This window comes from Bacillus cereus group sp. RP32, from assembly GCF_040459735.1.
GTDB classification, from domain to species: domain Bacteria; phylum Bacillota; class Bacilli; order Bacillales; family Bacillaceae_G; genus Bacillus_A; species Bacillus_A wiedmannii.
This window is the reverse complement of record NZ_JARVHO010000001.1, coordinates 2,026,899-2,044,897: the sequence shown is the minus strand read 5'-3', so window position 1 is coordinate 2,044,897 and position 17,999 is coordinate 2,026,899. Positions and strand designations below refer to the sequence as shown.

The window sequence follows — 17,999 nt, the reverse complement described above, 5'->3', positions numbered from 1 at the left end:
TAATTCCCCCTATCCCTCTATTTTTATTAAGCTGATTTTTGTTGATAATAATCTGATTTTTTATTTTCAATTAATAAACTTATAAAAGTAAGTAAATAGACAACTGTAACTGACAATGGAATTACAGTGAATCCTTTTTCCTCAAAAAGAATCCCGCAAACTGACGTTACGAATACAGTTCCTACTGACAATAAACCATAACTTTTACTTTCGTAAATCCATACGTACGGGATAAAATGAACACCTATTAACATCGCTACTACAAAAGGTAACCATTCTGGAAATTGAAAATAGGCAAGTAATACAAGCGGAATATTCAATACATTGATCCCACCAATTAATCCTGCCAAAACCCCTAAGGGATTTCCTTTCGCAAACATATCAATTTTCAATATAGCAGCTATCATTAAGCCGAAAGGAAACACACATCCCATACCGATTAAATATACCCACACCACTTGTTTTTCCGAAAGAACAAAGCCCGTTATACTCATAACTATCCAAAATAAAACGCCAGCTAATATAATTGGCAAGCCTCTCTTCGTTTTTATTGCTAAATCCTTTTTCGCTTCTGAAACATTCATTTCACGATCTCCCCCAAAATATTTGTGCTATAAAGTAGCCTCAACCTCGTCCATCCAATAACGCCAAGCTGCTAAATAATCTTCTAAATCTTTCGGGTGATGTCTTAAACACGTATCTATACGCAAATATAAGCCTATAACTATTTCTTCATATAAATCACGGTCTTTTTTATGAAATACACATTGTTTCATCGCATAACCAATCGTTTCTTTCGTTAAATCTTCAGGGGTTGAACAAAACGCATAAATCAAATCATATATGGGGTCTCCTAACACTGGTAAGGGATCAATTACACCGTGCAGCTTATTTCCTTGAAATATAAAATTATGGAATCCAAGATCACCATGTAATAAAAACGGCTGATTTATTCCAGTCCCCCTACTTGGACTATTTGCTAAATTAAGGACCGTTCTATACTCTTCCTCACTTATGTACGGTCTTACATTTTCATGAGCTTCCATCACATTTGTCGTTAAAAATTCACTCCAAGATTGAGCCGGACTTTCTTTCCATCCCCAGCCATCTATACCTGAAACTATTTCATACTTATTAATAACTTCTTGTACAAGTGTACTAAGCGTAATTCGTTTATGTCCTTGTTTGTAAGAAGTATTTCCTTCAAGAAAAGAATACACGATATACGTATGTAAAGGCTCCTTATACAAAAGCTTTGAAAATAAAGCGTTCTCCTCATAAAGTGAGAGAAAATTAGCTTCTTCACGTATTACTTCTGCTTCGTTCAGCTTTACAACATATTTTTCGTCCAACAAATATACTGTACTTGTCGTTCCTCCGTTCAACACTTTTATGCTATTTGGATAATGTGAAATCACTTTCTCCTTAACTAGTTGTGCAACAATTATTGAAATGTCCATTCCCTCACCCTTTAATTCCGAAGTTTCTCCTAATTCAAGAGACAACTTTACTATTATTTGACAAATGAACAGGGAACTCCTTCCAAAATCTTAATATAGCAAAAATTCATTCACTTTTACATTTCAAAAATAAGGAAATACTAAATAACAACGTTACATACATATAGGAGGACAAATATGAAACCTGAATTTTTAAAAGCTGTACATGATGCAATCGGAAATGTTGAACACATTCATATAGAAGAAAGCGGTGCAGATAGTTTACTTATTCACCATGATGATGCACAGCAGTTAAAACAAGTCGCTGAAACGTTAGAAAATAACAATTTCCGCTCTGCCCTAAGAACAACTGGAGATGCTTCGTATATTGAAGTATTGAACAGATAATGAAAGTCCGGACGTATTCCGGGCTTTTTTTTTTATATTGAAACTTCAAACTCTTTCACATACACCGCTGTTCCAGCAATATCTATTTGTAAATTCTCATTTTCTACATCTTTCGTTACATATACCGTTACACGACCATCTTTATTCATTTCCTGTCCTTGTTCAACGATTAACTCCATTTCATGGTCAAAACCTTTCTCCAAATACGTCGCATAATACGCTCCCATTACACCTGAAGCTGTTCCTGTCACTGGATCTTCAATCGTTCCAGCATAAGCTGATGAGAAATGACGCCCATGCATTTGTACCTGTTCATCATAAGTTTCTAAACAAACTGGATGAATAGAAGCATCAGGTATTTCTTTTAATACTGATGGGAATGCATCATTATGAGGTTTCATTCTCTCACATGCATCTAGATTTTTAAGTGATACAATTACAGTCCAGTTTCCCGTACTTCCATATACAATCGGTAAACTTATATCTAAATCATTTACTTCTAAACCAATACTATGAGCTAATGCTTCTGTTGAACCTGCAAAATCTTTAAACTGAGGTGCTGCCTGCCTCATTTTAATGAAGGTTTCTTCATTTTCATTTACAACTATTTGTATCGGTAAAATCCCAGCCTTCGTTTCAATCGTAAGGTTTGCTTTTTCTTCTAATAAACCTCTTTCATGCAAGGCATAAATAGTCCCAACTGTCCCATGACCACATAAATCCATTTCATAACCAGGTGTAAAATAATGCATTCTTATATCTGCTACTTCTGAGAAAAGAACAAAAGTTGTTTCGTTAAATCCAACTTTTTCAGCAATACGCTGCATTTCCTCTTCCGTTAATCCATCCGCCTCTAATACAATACCTGCTGGATTACCCATATTCAGTTCATTCGTAAATGCGTCATAATGAAATACATTTATAGTCTTCATTTTCTTTTCCCCTAACCCTCATTAAAAATTTTATAATAAAGCTCTATCTCCGTTTCCACCGAACAATGATTTCTCCAAAATATCTTCTGCATCTTTTCATTTGAAGTATGTGTGCTTCCGATGTAATAAGTAGCGCCCATTTCCTTTAACATATGTAAAGATTGAAGATGCAGTTGGGAAGAGATTCCTTTCCCTCGATAATGAGGCATTACCCCAAAGTAAAATAACCGTCCTTCACTTTCTGTTCCAGTTTCTATATGCGGTATGGACATACCAATCGGCTTATTTTTATCATAAAAAACAATGCATGACTTCTCCCAACCTTTACCTAACTCTGTTTGTACTGAATAAAAATGCTCATCGATATTTAAAATGGAAGTTTGATTTCCTGAGTTCAACATACATTGCTCCCAAATGCGTTTAAATTCTTTTTCTGATAACCTTTCTTCTATTGAACGGTATGTAAATTGTTTTTCAAGCGCCTCTACATCGTCTAACTCTCTACACACTTCTATCTTTGCTGCATGTAAAGAAAAATCCGCATCAAGTAACACTCTCGCACTTGAGTTATAACTACTAAACCTTTTATTTAATACAATACTCGCTCTTTTTAACTCCCAGTTAAAACAAATTTCTTCAAATCTACTTATCTTTTCTTTATAAGTTTGTACGTTATAAAAAACATCTTCTTCTATCTCTTCAATCGTTACTGCATTTGGTAAACCATTTAATACTTTTTTCGAAGGACCAAATAAACTTTGAACAACTGTAAGATCGTACTTCACCACTTTAACTCTCCTATCCCCGGCTCAATAAACTTTCCTGAAACATCCTCATTTGAATCGATTAACCAATCATATATATTTTTAGCTCCTTCAGCCGGAGTCATATTCGCATCAAAAGCACCAATGTCAGTCTTTAATTTTCCAGGGTGAATGGCAGTTACACGAATTCCTTTATCTTCAAACTCTTGTTGCAGACAAAGCGTTAACATATTTTGTGCAGCTTTAGCAATTCGATAGGAATAGGAAAACTGACCTTGCGGAAACTCTTTGTGCGCCATTTTATGTAATGATCCTAAGCGAGAAGACACATTTATTATTCTTGGATGATTCGATTTTTCTAAAGCTACATATGTACCTTTTACAGCTCGAATTACACCTAAACAATGAATATTAAATAAGTCCGTTAACTCTTCTGAATTCGTATGTAAAACTTCAGTCTCGTTTCCAGTAATTCCAGCGTTATTTACAACTAGATCCAAATACCCTGTATATTCCGCAAGCTGGTTCTTAATTTGCTCCGTACTCTCATCAATCGATAAATCTGCCAATATAGGAAAACATCTACAACTAAACATTTGCTTCAATTGTGTTACCGCAGCCTCAGTTCTAACTAACGGATAAACGATATGCCCATGTTCATGGAATACTTTGACTAACTGTAACCCTAATCCACGATTTCCACCTGTAATAAACACTCTCATATATCCATCTCCTTATTTTTATAATAAATAAGAAAATCCATCCACTTACCATTCTCTAAAGAAAACGCCTCCCTCGTGCATTCAAAAGAAAAACCTGCTCGTTCCGCAAGACGAATGGATGGCTCATTATCAACACGTATATGTAATTCAATTCTATGAAAATGAAGACTATTAAAAAATAACGGTAACGCAGCTTTCACACTTTCCACGCCATATCCATTTTTCCAGTATTGATTATGGATGGAATAGCCCATTATTGCCCATTGATAGTCCATACGTAAAATTTTTATTAGCTCTAGCTTTCCAATATTAGCTCTGTCTTCTTTACGAAAAATACCTAATACATACATCTCATCTCGATGTGCTGCTTCATCAAATCCTCTAATCCATTCCGTGAACCATTCTTTTGTTGATGATGTCATAACTTGATAGCCATCGTCATATTTATACTGCGATGGTAGTCTCTTATGAAATCCATCGAACCAACTTTCATAATCATCATTTTGGAACGGACGGATCATAAGTTTCTCTGTCTCTATTTGTAATAGCGGCAGCTTCATTTATATCTCTTCCTTTAATTAATGATTGAATATTCTTTATTATCTTACACGAAATACAAAATCTAGTAAATTATTATGTTTTTGATAAACAAGACTCTACTAAACTACAATGTTGATTTTTGAGACATACAAAAAGGAAACCCTGCTCTTAAGGGTTTCCTTTTGCCACTACACTACCAATCTTATCTGTAATTTAAAACGTTGTATTCTGTTTTTAATATTCCATAAACATCAACATCTTCATATGTATTTAATAAAAGCCTATTCTGTCTCAATGTGCCTTCTTTACGTAAACCCGCCTTCTCTAACACCTTAATCGATGATCTATTTCTAGAAATAGCAGATGCCCAAATTTTGTTTAGACCTAATTCAATAAAACCAAAATGAATCATTCTATTTACCGCTTCGGTTGCAAAACCCTTGCCCCAATAATTCTTACCAATCCAATAACCAAGTTCTCCTCTATTGTTACCTTTGTCAATTCTTAGTGTAATTGTACCTACAATTTCTCTTGATTCTTTAGAAATGATTCCTAAAGGATATTCGATTCCTTGCCTTATAAGTTCTGGTTGCATATCAACCCAATCTTGCGCGAACTCCAATTTATATGGGTGTGGGAGCCCAAGAATATTGGCTAATACCTTGTCATTAGCCAATTCTTTAATTCTACATACATCATCATTGGTAAAAGGTTGTATACATAAATGCTCAGTTTCTAATTTTATAGCCATATTTTCTCCCCCTTGTACTGAAATGAATGAAATTCCTTTATTTTCAATATTACACCAAAAAATCCAGTTATGCTTTGTACATAACTGGATTCCTCACCATCTAATAACTTTTTATTTTACAAGTACACCTTCTCTTAATTCCCTCTTCAAAACTTTCCCTAAAGCATTTTTCGGTAATTTTTCCATAAATACAACGTATGGTATTTTATAACTTGCTAGTTTCTCTTTACAATGCTGCATAATTTCTTCTTCCGTTAAAGACGTTTGCATATCTTTTACAATGTACGCTGTCGGAATCTCTCCCCAAAAGTCATCTGGAACTCCAACTACTGCAACTTCTAAAACACCATGTAGTTCATGAATGACATCTTCTACTTGATCTGGATATACGTTATCACCACCGCGAATGATAACGTCTTTATATCTTCCCATAATATGCAGGAATCCGTCGTCATCTATCATGCCAGCATCGCCCATGTTAAACCAACTATCTTTTACTACCTTCTTTGTCGCCTTTTCATTATTCCAATACCCTTTAAACATGTATGGACTTTTCACATGAATCTCGCCAACTTCATTTGTTGTTAGTTCATCACCTGTTTCTGGATGGACAATTTTCAGCTCTACATGTTTAAGAGTTTTTCCTACAGAAGACATCTTTTCTTTTCCCATCATTGGATGCCAAGAAGTGACTACCCAACCTTCTGTACTCCCATATCCTTGCACCATATATATTCCTTTTTCCATATATTTTTGAATAAGTGTTTCTGGCACTTTTGTACCACCGCTTTGCGCTACTTTAAAAGTTGAAATGTTACGTTCTTTTTTATTTAGCTCATCAAGCATGTAGCTATAAACAGCTGGGAACGCAAGCATCGTCGTAATCTTCTCTTCTTCAATCTTATCCCAAATAAGAGTAGGATTCGAATCAGCTAAGAAGATCATCGTAACGCCATGATAAATGCAATTTAAAATAGAAAGCACGCCACTCATATGGAACAATGGATGTACGGATAAAAAGCGTTCACCTGCTGGAATCTCTCTTTGGCCCGCAATCTCAGCAAAATAATGCTGTAAGTTTTTATGTCCAATTACACATGCTTTTGCCTGTCCAGTCGTTCCTGAAGTAAATAAGTAAATCGCATCATCATCTTCATGAACTTCTACGTTCGGCTCTGTACTTGGCTGTGCTTGTAATATTAATTCAAATGAACCAAAGCCTTCTTTTGTCGTTTTAATTACATAAGGAATTTCTTTAACAGCATCAATCTTTAAAGCTTCATGAAATTCTTCATCAATAACTAACACTTTTAATTTTGCTTCTTTTACAATCGTTTCTAATTCATACACAGTAAGCTGATGATTTAGCGGAATACATACCGCTCCAATTTTTAAACTTGCCATCATAACGCTTGGAAATGGATGATTATTTTTGCATAGTATTCCAATACGATCTCCTTTTTGTACACCGTTCTGTAACAAATAGTGTGCAAGCTGATTTACTCGTTCATTATACTGCTGAAACGAATACCTTTTCTCTCCCCCTACAAGCGCTTCCAAATTTGGTGATTGCATTGCTCTTTTTTGTAATAATTTTTGCATCGTTCTCAAGTAAAACTCCCCTTTATATATATTAGGTTTTTTATTTTACCAGATTAACTATTAATTTACTAAAGATTACACTTAGTGAATATAAAATCAATAAAAATAGCCATCTACTTAACAAGTAAATGGCTATTTCCTCTTATATATTAGAATACTCCTTATTCATCACATAGCGCACATACTCCGGTGCACTTTTATTAATCTCTTCATCACTTAATTTATATTCGGCACCATATAAATAAAATGAAGGTATAAATTTCATGTCTGTATATAAGCACGTAGCTTGAAATGGTTTCGTTAACTCATCCATTGTAATTCCGCTATTTTTATAGTCTTTTTCTAATCCACCTATAGAAATAGCTAGACCAAATTCTTTCCCTTTCACTTTATCTCCTTTTGATCCGTACGCAAATCCATATGTTAATACATCGTCAAACCATTTTTTTAATAATGGTGGTGAACTGTACCAATAAAGCGGAAATTGAAATATATATCTGTCATGTTCTACTAATAGCTTTTGCTCTTCCTCAATATTAAACTCCCAATTCGGTGCCACTTTATATAATTCATGCACCGTTATTTCATCCGAATGTTCCTCAAGTTCTTCGATCCATCTTTTATTAATTTTTGATTTTTCAATATCAGGGTGTGCTACAATTACAAGTGTTCTCATCATCTTCCATCCCCTTTTTAAATTATTCAATCCTTTACGTATTAGTATGAGTGAGTCACATATAATTGAAAAGTACGTACTTTAAAGTGCTATAGGAACCTTAAAGTACCTGTGGAGGTGTTATATGAATCAAAATGAAGACTGCCCAATTGCAACGACACTCGATGTAATCGGCGGAAAATGGAAAGTTCATATTTTATGTGTGTTGATGGATGGAAAAATGCGAACAAACGAAATCCGACGAGAAATCCCAAACATTACGCAAAAAGTTCTAACTCAACAACTTCGCCAACTTGAAGCTGATGGGATTATCCATCGTACTGTATATCAAGAAGTACCACCAAAGGTTGAGTACACAATAAGCGAATACGGGAACTCTTTAATGCAAATTATGGATGAACTATGTGAATGGGGAAAAGATCATCAAATGAAAAGATTACATGACTAAAAGAACATTACCGTCTTTATTAAATCTTCTACATTCATATTAGTAGTTCAATATTTCTACTGAAATTTTATATTAGAGGTACTCCAACAACTCGTAATTTAGAAGCCCAAATCTTTCAAAAGTAAAAAACAATAACATTCATCTATAAATACTCTTTATAACAAAAGTATCCTATACTTTTTACCTTATATTTTATTCGGACACTTTTTATTCATTGAACCGCATCCTAGTTGTTAGACATATAGTCAACAATTTGAGATGTGGTTTTATTATTCGGATAACAGCTCTCATCAACTTTAATAATCATGACTGCAGACAAAATACTTTGCAAAGAGTTCCTGTACAAGGTGATTTTTCAAATAGACTTACCAAATAGAATTTTTATAAAAAACTTCTCACATTTAAATTGGACAAGCATATTTTATTGTATGGAGACTCCCTACTCATAGAAAACTACCTTTCTATTCTAAGAGCACGCATATTTGTGTGCTCTTAAACTATTTACAATAAAATAAAGAGTTTATTAATTTGCTTAATTCACTATCGGAAAAGTACCCATAATAATATCTTTATATTTATCTATTGTTTTTTGATTTTTATAAAACTATACTATTTTGGAGTTGGTTAATACGTTACAAAAAACTGACCGTGTAATCATTATGGTCCCTCCATTTTCTCAAGTGTTTGTTACATTTTACTCATCATCAGGAGAACTTCTTTCATCACAAGTCTTATCTAATACCTCTCCACATCCTGTATCAATGTATGCACTTAATGAAATTGAAAGCGAATTATTTGAAGTCGAGTTACAACCACTACTACTTCATTAAAACTACGAATAGTCCAGAAAAATGATTATCAATTGTATTAGTGATACAAAATAAATTCATTTTTATAAAACGAAAAGAATCCTATTTATTTAGGACTCTCTTCGTTTTGCCCATCTCACTATTTATAAAAACATATCTACAACGGAAGAAACACTACATTTACAGTTAACTATAAAATCCCGTTCCAAAGGACTACCCAAAACTCCCCACCTACATACTCCCATGATCAAAAATATTTGTCTCTATTTCATATAAAGTATGATAAGCATCCATAAAGATAAAGCACCAAGTATAGCAAGCACTATACGAGTAGATAGTACCCTTACTTCGAAATCGGTTTTCTTGGATGGTTCAGGATATGCAATTACATAAATCCCTTTTAATAGTGCGAGCCATGCAATAAGTGTAATGAGTCCCTGCCAATTAAGTTCCCAAACATTATGTAGGATAACAGTACCTAATCCTAGGAAAATTGATAGAAAGCCATACATAATTCCAAATCCTCTGTCTTCTACCACTAATTTTTTCAGTTCACGTAGTATAGATGGTCGCACAAAAAGTATTCCTGAGATGATAACCGTTATCCACCCCCAAAAAAATCCTAAAAAAAGGCTTACCTCCATTGTTACTCCACTCCTTTCAATTACATTTATATTTCAGTTATTTTCCCTTTAGTATTAGATCTATAGATAAAAAACTAAAAATGTAACTTTGGAGTAAAGTCGTACTCTTTATAAAATATTTCATGTGTACATAAATAATCCTTCACCTTGTTAAATTTAACAAGGTGAAGATCATACAATATTATTAAATAAATAAAATAATCTAACTAAGATGTATAACAAATTAATAACCAGTCTACATACAACTTATGTAAGTAAGAAAATCACATACACTTATACATATTACTTTTGTATAAAATCTTAAAAATTGTAGTCAAACAATTACTTTAGCATCCTCTTCTTAATGTCTAGACAATCAGTATTTAAACTAAACATGCTAATATTGATTTTGTGCGATGGTCCGTTACCTCATAATAAATTTCTAACCCTTTCCGAGTACCTGTAACGACTTTCGTAGCTTTTAGTTTAGATAAATGTTGACTAATTGTACTTTGAGGCATTTGTAACGTTTCATACATTGTCGTTACGTTAATTGGGCCTTTTGCAAGCATTATTTTTACTAATGATAAACGGACAGGATGTGCCAATACTTTCAATACTTCAGTGATTTCTTCATACATTTCTTTCATATTTTTTCTCCCCTTTTATATAAATATTATTGATATCCATATATATAATTCGAAAGGATATAAGATTTTGTGTCCGTCATTTTTAAAAAAACAAAAATTTTTTTCCGAAATTCAAGGAGTGTCTTAACATAACGTCTCACTATCAGTAATGATTAGGAATTTTGTTATGGAAGCGAAGGCTTTATATTACATATTACTTACTAAAACCAATGAAAAAAGAGAGCAGGTAAACTGCCCTCTTATGATGCCTCCTTATGTTCCGTGGAATGTTTAACACTCCCCATTCTCTTTAATTTATTCCACCCTACCGCTACTCCTCGAATTGATGAGAATATAGATTTAATGACAACATAAGTCATAAATTGACGATAAATAAAGCGTTGTAAAATTAACCACACTAACGGTTTAGGGTCCTCTTTCTCTAATTTAAATGCAAACAGAGATGCAAAAAGGTCTAATAAAAAGAATACAAGATAAAACCCTAAAACTTTTAGCGGATCGCTACCGAATAGCCCCATGATCATTAATATATCTGCTAAAGGAGCAATGAATTGCAGAACATATTGGAATAACCACATGTTAGGCAATGCAATAAATCCTAACGTTTTATGTTTTGTATGAAACAATGCTTTTCGGTGTTTCCAAAGACATTGGAGTGTACCATATGACCAACGATATCGCTGTTTAATGAGACTTTTTACATCTTCAGGTGACTCCGTATAAGCATACGCTTTTTCTTCATATACAATTCTATACCCTTGACGTAAAAATGTAATAGTAAGATCCGTATCTTCTGCTAACGTATCCTCACTTAAATATCCAGATTCAACTACATTTTTTTTACGCCATGCTCCAACAGCTCCAGGAACTACTGTAATACAATTTAACTCATCAAACGCTCTGCGTTCTAAATTAAATCCTGTAATATATTCAACATGTTGCCAAGTAGTTAACAAATTGCGTCTATTTCCCACTTTGACATTCCCTGAAACGGCTGCAACATTATGATCTTCAAAATGTCTAATCATTACAGAAATAGCGTCGTGCGCAATAATTGTATCCGCGTCTAACGTAACAATGATTTCTCCTCGTGATTGTTGAAACCCTAAATTCATTGCCGATGATTTTCCGCCGTTTTCTTTCTGGATTAAACGAACTTTAGGGTGTTTATTAAATGTTTCTTGCATTACTTTTGAAGTATTATCTTTCGATCCGTCATCCACAACTATAACTTCAAATTCTTTATAGTGACTATCCAAAATTGAGCGAATCGTCTTGGCTATCACCTTTTCTTCATTATATGCCGCTATGACAACACTAACAAAAGGTTGATAGGACGCAGTAGCGCAACGAGATAACGTTTTTCTTTTCTGCTTCCATGCAAAATAAATTAAGAATAAGAATCGAAAAATACCTAATCCAATAGCAATATAAAAAATAGTTGTTACTATATGTTTAAAGTATCCCGCTCCTGAAAAGACAGCTTTATTGTAAAGTAAATATTGCTCACCCTCAGAAGAAACAGGAGGCATAATTTCATCTCGTTCTTTATTCATTAAATCTGAAATTGTTACAAAACTATATCCATTTTTTTTAAGTTCTTTAATAATAATCGGCAGCGCTTCTACCGTATGGGTACGATTCCCTCCTGCATCATGGAGAAGAATAACATTTCCCTCCCCCTTATAAATGGGAGTAAGAGCACGCTTTACTAATTCATTAGTTGATGGTGTTGCCCAGTCTTCAGGATCAACTTTTTCCGCCACCATTGTATAGTTCATATTTTGCGCACGTAAAATAGGCAATATTTCATTTGATGAATCTGGATTAGCATCCGCTTCATATGGTGGTCTAAATAAAACCGTAGAATGTCCAGTTATTTCCTGAATTAAACGTTGCGTCGTATTAAGCTCTACTTTTGTTCGTAGTAAAGACGTATCAGCGACGTTAGGATGCTTGAAAGTATGATTGCCAATTTCATGCCCTTCATCATATATTCTTTTCACAATACTTGGATTTAGTTGCGCGTTTTCACCAAGCACAAAAAAAGCAGCGTTTATTTTATTCTCTTTTAATATATTTAAAATTTCCGGTGTATATTTCGGATCTGGTCCATCATCAAATGTTAATACTACTTGTTTCCCCTTTGGTTTTCCATATCGTTGCACTTCGTATGCAGATGGTAAGGATCTATATACTTCATCTGTAAGATAACCATCTTTGCCTATTTTAAAATCTCTCAACCCATTTTTTCTTTCATTCTCAATCTGTAAAATTTCACCTTGTCCAGAATAATTCACTTCATCTAAACTAGTAATTTTATGTAATGCATCAAGATTTTTTTGTACCTCAATCGGATTTTCTAAAACTTTCCATATTGTAGGGTCTTCTGCTCCTAATCTCCATAACGCAAATCCCTTAGCATTGTTGTCCATTGCGATTTTCACTTGATTATAGAGAGTAACACTGTCTAAGAACCAAGCAGTATGTTCTTTCTCTCCTGTTTTATATCTAAAATAAGGATTTCCACTCATGTTATCCCATTGAATTTTCATATTGGAATCATTCGCCATTGTCATAACTTCTGAAAAAGTTAAAGACTTCGCAGGTTTTTTACTATTTACTTCCCAATCATATCCGTAGTTACCGAAAGCAACTATAAGTTTATTAGACGGAATATTCAGTTCATTCAATGTATGTTGGAACCACTTATTTGAAGCAATTGGTCCTGGTTCCCCGGCTCCATAGTGCTCATCGTACATCATTACAATCATACGATCTATTATTTTTGCTAATGCACCATAATCAAAAGCTTTATCATTAGCTGGAACATCTTGTGTAACGAGTAAATCATGTTTATGAAAGACCGTAGTAAGTTCTTTCATGAAATTTGTTAAGTACTCTCTATCGCTTTCACGTACGGCCTCAAAGTCAATATTAATACCTGAAAACTGATTCTTTTCAACTTGGTTTACTAAATCATTAATAAATTTCTTCTTCACATCATTCGGCGAATTCAATAACTTATGGATAAGCTCACTATCAGGGCCAGAAGCTTTTTCTGTATAGTTAGTAAGTAACGGCATAATTTTCACATGATTTTTTTTTGCTAGTTTTACAATCTCAGGTTTTATCTCACTTCTAATCGTTAAATCTTCTTTTAAATGATACCATTCTGGTACTAACGTGGTTAATGAATCGATATTTTCTTTTAAAGACGCTGTACTATTTTCATCCCAATTTACATAAAAACCATACACTTCTTTAGGTTGTTTACTATCGTTTGTCGAATTTACCAATTTTTTATTATCCTTCATTTCGGTACTTGGTTTGAATTCTTCCTTCTTTAACTGCTCATCACTAAGCTTTTGATTAATTGGTACAAGTTTCGTATCTTGTTTTACAGTAGGATTCATATTTGGAATTTCTGGTGTTGTAAAAATACTTTGAAAGAAAAAATAAAATACAATACTTACGCTAACTATTGAGATACATAGAAACGAGATAAAAGCTATGTTTCTCCTTCCTTTCGGATCATAAAAAATAGGTTTTGATTTATCTTTCTCTTGTTGAATGTTTTTCTCCATTATATTCCTCACATACTCCTTCTTAATAGAACTATAGAATAATAAAGTGAAACTTTAATCAGTGGGGGTTTTGTTCATCCCCACTGATTATCAGCCCTCACCAATCGGGCTTTTACGGGCAGTTGATCCCCCACCTAACTTCTTTGCTTCTGCTGAATTTTGAGGTGGGGGTCTTACTGCCCACAATAGCGAGATAACTCCTTTTACCTTTAGATTGAATCTCTCATTTCCATATTCTATTGATTCTTCTTTTCATTTCCTTGTTGTTGGCCCCTATTCTCTTGTTGAGAGCCTCTTCCATTGTTACCTTGCTCGTTCCCATTATTTTCTTTCTGGGACCCTCTTCCGTTGTTTCCTTGCTGATTTCCGTTATTCCCTTGTTGAGGCCCTCTTCCGTTGTTTCCTTGCTGATTTCCATTATTCCCTTGTTGAGGCCCTCTTCCGTTGTTTCCTTGCTGATTTCCGTTATTCCCTTGTTGAGGCCCTCTTCCGTTGTTTCCTTGCTCATTCCCATTATTCCCTTGTTGAGGCCCTCTTCCGTTGTTTCCTTGCTGATTTCCGTTATTCCCTTGTTGAGGCCCTCTTCCGTTGTTTCCTTGCTCATTCCCATTATTCCCTTGTTGAGGCCCTCTTCCGTTGTTTCCTTGCTCATTCCCATTATTCCCTTGTTGAGGCCCTCTTCCGTTGTTTCCTTGCTCATTCCCATTATTCCCTTGTTGAGGCCCTCTTCCGTTATTTCCTTGCTGTTGTCCATTATTTTCTTTTATTTGCCTAGATGGCTGTTCCTCTGTTTTCTTTTGTTCTTGATGTTGTGGCTTCTCATATTTTTTTTCTTTTACAGGAGACAACTCTGGTGATGCATCAGGAGATGACTCCGGCTGCGGTTGCACTTCTTCTTCGTTTTCCACCGGATTAGACGGCGTGGCAGGAGGCGTAAGCGGTTTATTCTTCTCATTCTCTTGCTTTATATAAACCCCTGTCCCAATTCCTGCTTTCTTGGCATTCTCGCGTACTTGCATCGTACTGGTTTGATATACGACTGTAACATGTTTTATCGCATACTCTTTCTTTAATTCCTGCATAGCCTTTTCCAACTGTGGTTCAAGCAACTTGTCCTTTGCAACAGCTGTTAACATAACTTCCTTATCATTCGTTAAGTACTTATCTTCTTGACTCAGCTTTATAATAGTACGTATTACGTCTTGCACATGTTTATTTTCCCATTGCTTCATTTCTTTTAAAATACGCCTTCCATCATCATTACAAGCTCGCAAATCTATAACACGAAGATCCTTCGTTACGCTCGCCTCTAAACTTGGATTTATATCAACTGAAACATAAGCAAAAGCTTTTTCTTCCGGTTGGTTGTAGAAAAACAGAAACACACATAGACAACAAGTAACAAGTATTGATGCAGGCTTTAAAAAAGGAGGCATTGTAAAACGCGGTGACCTTTGTTCTTCTTCATCAAACGAGATTTCCTCCCCAACCATGTAAGAGTGCGCTTTTCTTTTAAACGTAATAAACTCTCCATTTGGAGTTAATACAACTACGTTATGTTTTTTTATATCCATTACAATTCCTTTATTCATCATTCTTCCCCCCTCTTATGTAATCAAGAATATATGTATAGTTGTTTGCAAAGATAATACACATTGCAATAATGTATTTTCTATGTCGCTCCAACGTTTTACGACTTACCCTAACACGCGGTTCAATATGTTTAAGCGGTAATTTTTTCTTTCGGAACAGCTCTTCCATCATTTCCTCTTCTTTTATAATAATCTTCACAATCTCTATTAAGTGTTCACGCGTATCACGATGCTTAGGGGATTCTTTAGCAAGCTCTGAAAATGTGATTTTAAACTCAGCTAACACAGTTTGAAAATGAAGAATTTCCTCCTTACGGTTACTATTTTCCATCTCTTTCATATACTCCGTAAGTGATACTTGCATTTCTAACATTTCCTCTTGCTCATCTTCTTTTAAAAAGACAAGGTTATGCTTTGACTCCTTGCGTATATAGTCAATTACATCTCTTTTTATAAGAAGATCAGCAAACGCTAGAAAAGATTTCCCCTTTTTATATGAATACTTTTCTATTGCTTCATTAAATGCAAACAATCCAATACTATATTCATCATCCTGTTCTGTAATATATCGGCGGCAGACAGACGAGATTGATTTTCTAATAAACGGCTGATACTGCACGATAAAAGCTTCTTTATCTTCTTCGTTATTTTGTATGTTATATACGATATCTTCTATTTTTGGTTTTCTTAAGATCTTCATTACTAAACTCAACACTTGTAATCTCCCAGCCTCCTTCACATAGCAAAATGGTCACTAAACAAGTGACCATTCAACCACATTTTGTTAGTACTTTTCTTTGAGCTTGTCTTCTTGCTCATATTTTTCAAAAACGACTTTCCTCATCGTTTTCTTAATGATTATTCTGTTCTGTTTATATAAAAGCTAAATCTGCATTTTCATTCCTTATATTTTTTGCTTGCCCTTTTTCTATTTTATCTGCAATCTTTAAATAACTCTTCTCTATATTTCTGGTAATTTCAGCCTTTTCTTTCGACTTCCTCAATTAATCTAGCAATTTTATTAACACTTCAATATTCTCTCATAATCATTTTTCTTCTCTATACATATTCGGAGGAATACAAAGTTTTATGGGGGTCAAAAAATATTTTTATAAAAAAATAAAAACCATTGATTTGAAAAAAGGCTAATCAATGGTTTTCTTATAATATCTATTAAATTAAGTTGGACTTTCATTATATGTAAGAATATCTACTGTTCTCACTATTTCCTACCGATTTTCTCTATTGTTATCTTTCTTGATTATCATAATATGTCTTATCTGCATATTTTTGATTATTTCCTTTTAGATAAGCTAATATTACTTTTGGATTTTTAAGTAAGTCCCAGTCTCCATATGTATCAAATTTTCTTCACGAAGTGCGTTTTTTCGACGTACAAAAGGAATTACATAACTCATTAGTTGACTATCTAATGAGTTATCAATATCTGTTTCTATTTTTTTAACTCTGTAACAGAAGCAATGCTAATTTCTTACAGTATGAAACTAAGGCAATTGTTTAACATATGTATCGCCATGACATATGCAAGGGATCTTTTAGAAATCAGATAAGCCATCGTAAGTATCACCGCGCCTGGTAAATAAATGGCATAATCCGAAAGCTGGTTCGTATGAAGGAATGTAAAGATTAGAATCGAAATGATAGATGCAATAGCAGTACCAATATAATGAGAAAAGCGATTTATTAAAATATAACGAAACACAATTTCTTCAAGTATTGGACCCAGAATACCAAATACAAGCAATGTAAATATAAGAGGTACCTCCCCACCCCTTTCAAGGAGCTGTTCTTGGTTTTCTGGCTGACCAGTTGCTAGAAAATGCATAATAGAATTCTCAATAATCACCATAAGTAAAACCACCATAGGAATACTCACTATTTTCAAAATTGTTTTCTCTTTAAAATAAGTAAAACTTTGAATGATTTCTTTCCTAAAGAAAATTATTCCTACAATAGCAGGTACAGTAAAACCGATGGCACTAAGAAGAAATTCTGATTCAACTAAATTGACATTAGTTAAAAGTGATATGCCAAATAATATGAACAAGCCAATTTGAAATGGTACAAACAGTGTAAAGATTACTAACATAATAAGTTCTTTTTTATTCATTTTTATAAAGTTCATTTTATTATCCTCCTAATTAAATTACCTACAATCTTTGATTTTTCTTTCTGCATAACGTACTCCTTCTAAATATATTTATACAACATTTCGGACCGAACCGTTCGGTCCGAAATCTAATGATACTATAAGTTTCTAGTTTTTTAAACCCTTTTTACAAATGATTAACAAAATAGAAAAAAGCAAATATATTTATAACTCGGTTTCTTATTTACAATCACATTCCAGTACTCATTAATTATTTCTTTTGTAGAATGAAGTGATCAGGCTTTTACCCACAAGAACTGCGAGAGATATTATTAAATAAGAAGTG

General features: G+C 33.8%; 17 protein-coding genes and 1 pseudogene. 2 read left to right on the top strand and 16 right to left on the bottom strand.

From position 1 onward, the window contains the following. Window positions 1-26: 26 nt before the first annotated feature. Together QCI46_RS10550 and QCI46_RS10545 are read right to left on the bottom strand one after the other, a co-directional pair. Window positions 27-584 carry a DUF7010 family protein gene (locus QCI46_RS10550; protein WP_353840179.1) on the bottom strand — a complete coding sequence of 186 codons (558 nt, stop codon included), beginning with the start codon at window positions 582-584 and terminating at the stop codon, window positions 27-29. Window positions 585-611: 27 nt separating this feature from the next. Continuing rightward, window positions 612-1,460 carry an aminoglycoside phosphotransferase family protein gene (locus tag QCI46_RS10545; RefSeq protein WP_353840178.1) on the bottom strand — a complete coding sequence of 283 codons (849 nt, stop codon included), beginning with the start codon at window positions 1,458-1,460 and terminating at the stop codon, window positions 612-614. A 177-nt stretch (window positions 1,461-1,637) separates the two neighbouring features. Between QCI46_RS10545 and QCI46_RS10540 the strand changes: the two genes are divergently transcribed. After that, window positions 1,638-1,847 carry a hypothetical protein gene (locus QCI46_RS10540; protein WP_000801648.1) on the top strand — a complete coding sequence of 70 codons (210 nt, stop codon included), beginning with the start codon at window positions 1,638-1,640 and terminating at the stop codon, window positions 1,845-1,847. A 32-nt stretch (window positions 1,848-1,879) separates the two neighbouring features. Here the strand turns inward: QCI46_RS10540 and QCI46_RS10535 are convergent, their stop codons facing one another. The 7 genes from QCI46_RS10535 to QCI46_RS10505 form a co-directional block, all read right to left on the bottom strand. Beyond that, window positions 1,880-2,779 (bottom strand): PhzF family phenazine biosynthesis protein, encoded by a 900-nt coding sequence (locus QCI46_RS10535; protein WP_353840177.1) that lies wholly within the window; start codon window positions 2,777-2,779, stop codon window positions 1,880-1,882. Window positions 2,780-2,790: 11 nt separating this feature from the next. Then, entirely contained in the window at window positions 2,791-3,564 is a 774-nt protein-coding gene (locus QCI46_RS10530; protein ID WP_353841854.1) for a GNAT family N-acetyltransferase, read from the bottom strand. Next, on the bottom strand, window positions 3,561-4,265 hold the full coding sequence (locus QCI46_RS10525; protein ID WP_353840176.1) for an SDR family NAD(P)-dependent oxidoreductase: 705 nt from the start codon (window positions 4,263-4,265) through the stop codon (window positions 3,561-3,563). The genes QCI46_RS10530 and QCI46_RS10525 overlap by 4 nt, the downstream gene beginning before the upstream one ends. Then, window positions 4,262-4,825, bottom strand: coding sequence for a GNAT family N-acetyltransferase (locus tag QCI46_RS10520; protein ID WP_353840175.1), 564 nt, complete (start codon window positions 4,823-4,825; stop codon window positions 4,262-4,264). The genes QCI46_RS10525 and QCI46_RS10520 overlap by 4 nt, the downstream gene beginning before the upstream one ends. Before the next feature lie 182 nt (window positions 4,826-5,007). Further along, window positions 5,008-5,556: a GNAT family N-acetyltransferase gene (locus tag QCI46_RS10515; RefSeq protein ID WP_172554418.1), complete on the bottom strand. Its 549-nt coding sequence runs from the start codon at window positions 5,554-5,556 to the stop codon at window positions 5,008-5,010. A 111-nt stretch (window positions 5,557-5,667) separates the two neighbouring features. Then, window positions 5,668-7,167 carry a class I adenylate-forming enzyme family protein gene (locus QCI46_RS10510; protein ID WP_353840174.1) on the bottom strand — a complete coding sequence of 500 codons (1,500 nt, stop codon included), beginning with the start codon at window positions 7,165-7,167 and terminating at the stop codon, window positions 5,668-5,670. Window positions 7,168-7,300: 133 nt separating this feature from the next. Next, a complete protein-coding gene (locus QCI46_RS10505) occupies window positions 7,301-7,834 on the bottom strand; it encodes an NAD(P)H-dependent oxidoreductase (RefSeq protein WP_353841853.1) in 534 nt (177 codons plus the stop codon). A 124-nt stretch (window positions 7,835-7,958) separates the two neighbouring features. Between QCI46_RS10505 and QCI46_RS10500 the strand changes: the two genes are divergently transcribed. Further along, complete coding sequence (locus QCI46_RS10500) at window positions 7,959-8,282, top strand: winged helix-turn-helix transcriptional regulator (protein ID WP_353840173.1); 324 nt, start codon at window positions 7,959-7,961, stop codon at window positions 8,280-8,282. Window positions 8,283-9,354: 1,072 nt separating this feature from the next. On the opposite strand, the gene QCI46_RS10495 is transcribed toward QCI46_RS10500, so the two are convergent. From QCI46_RS10495 to QCI46_RS10465, 7 genes and pseudogenes are all read right to left on the bottom strand, one after another. After that, window positions 9,355-9,735, bottom strand: coding sequence for a hypothetical protein (locus QCI46_RS10495; protein WP_088064083.1), 381 nt, complete (start codon window positions 9,733-9,735; stop codon window positions 9,355-9,357). 362 nt (window positions 9,736-10,097) lie between these two features. Further along, window positions 10,098-10,364 carry an ArsR/SmtB family transcription factor gene (locus QCI46_RS10490; protein WP_087984108.1) on the bottom strand — a complete coding sequence of 89 codons (267 nt, stop codon included), beginning with the start codon at window positions 10,362-10,364 and terminating at the stop codon, window positions 10,098-10,100. Between the two features lie 239 nt (window positions 10,365-10,603). Next, window positions 10,604-13,951 carry a trifunctional glycoside hydrolase family 18/polysaccharide deacetylase/glycosyltransferase family 2 protein gene (locus QCI46_RS10485; protein ID WP_353840172.1) on the bottom strand — a complete coding sequence of 1,116 codons (3,348 nt, stop codon included), beginning with the start codon at window positions 13,949-13,951 and terminating at the stop codon, window positions 10,604-10,606. Window positions 13,952-14,187: 236 nt separating this feature from the next. Beyond that, window positions 14,188-15,546 (bottom strand): anti-sigma factor domain-containing protein, encoded by a 1,359-nt coding sequence (locus QCI46_RS10480; RefSeq protein ID WP_353840171.1) that lies wholly within the window; start codon window positions 15,544-15,546, stop codon window positions 14,188-14,190. Then, window positions 15,536-16,258 carry an RNA polymerase sigma factor SigI gene (gene sigI / locus QCI46_RS10475; RefSeq protein ID WP_087984105.1) on the bottom strand — a complete coding sequence of 241 codons (723 nt, stop codon included), beginning with the start codon at window positions 16,256-16,258 and terminating at the stop codon, window positions 15,536-15,538. The genes QCI46_RS10480 and sigI overlap by 11 nt, the downstream gene beginning before the upstream one ends. A gap of 533 nt (window positions 16,259-16,791) precedes the next feature. Continuing rightward, window positions 16,792-16,914 (bottom strand): annotated as a pseudogene (locus QCI46_RS10470) (glycosyl transferase family 2); the annotation flags it as partial. Between the two features lie 121 nt (window positions 16,915-17,035). Then, window positions 17,036-17,689 (bottom strand): CPBP family intramembrane glutamic endopeptidase, encoded by a 654-nt coding sequence (locus QCI46_RS10465; RefSeq protein WP_353840169.1) that lies wholly within the window; start codon window positions 17,687-17,689, stop codon window positions 17,036-17,038. Window positions 17,690-17,999 lie beyond the last annotated feature (310 nt).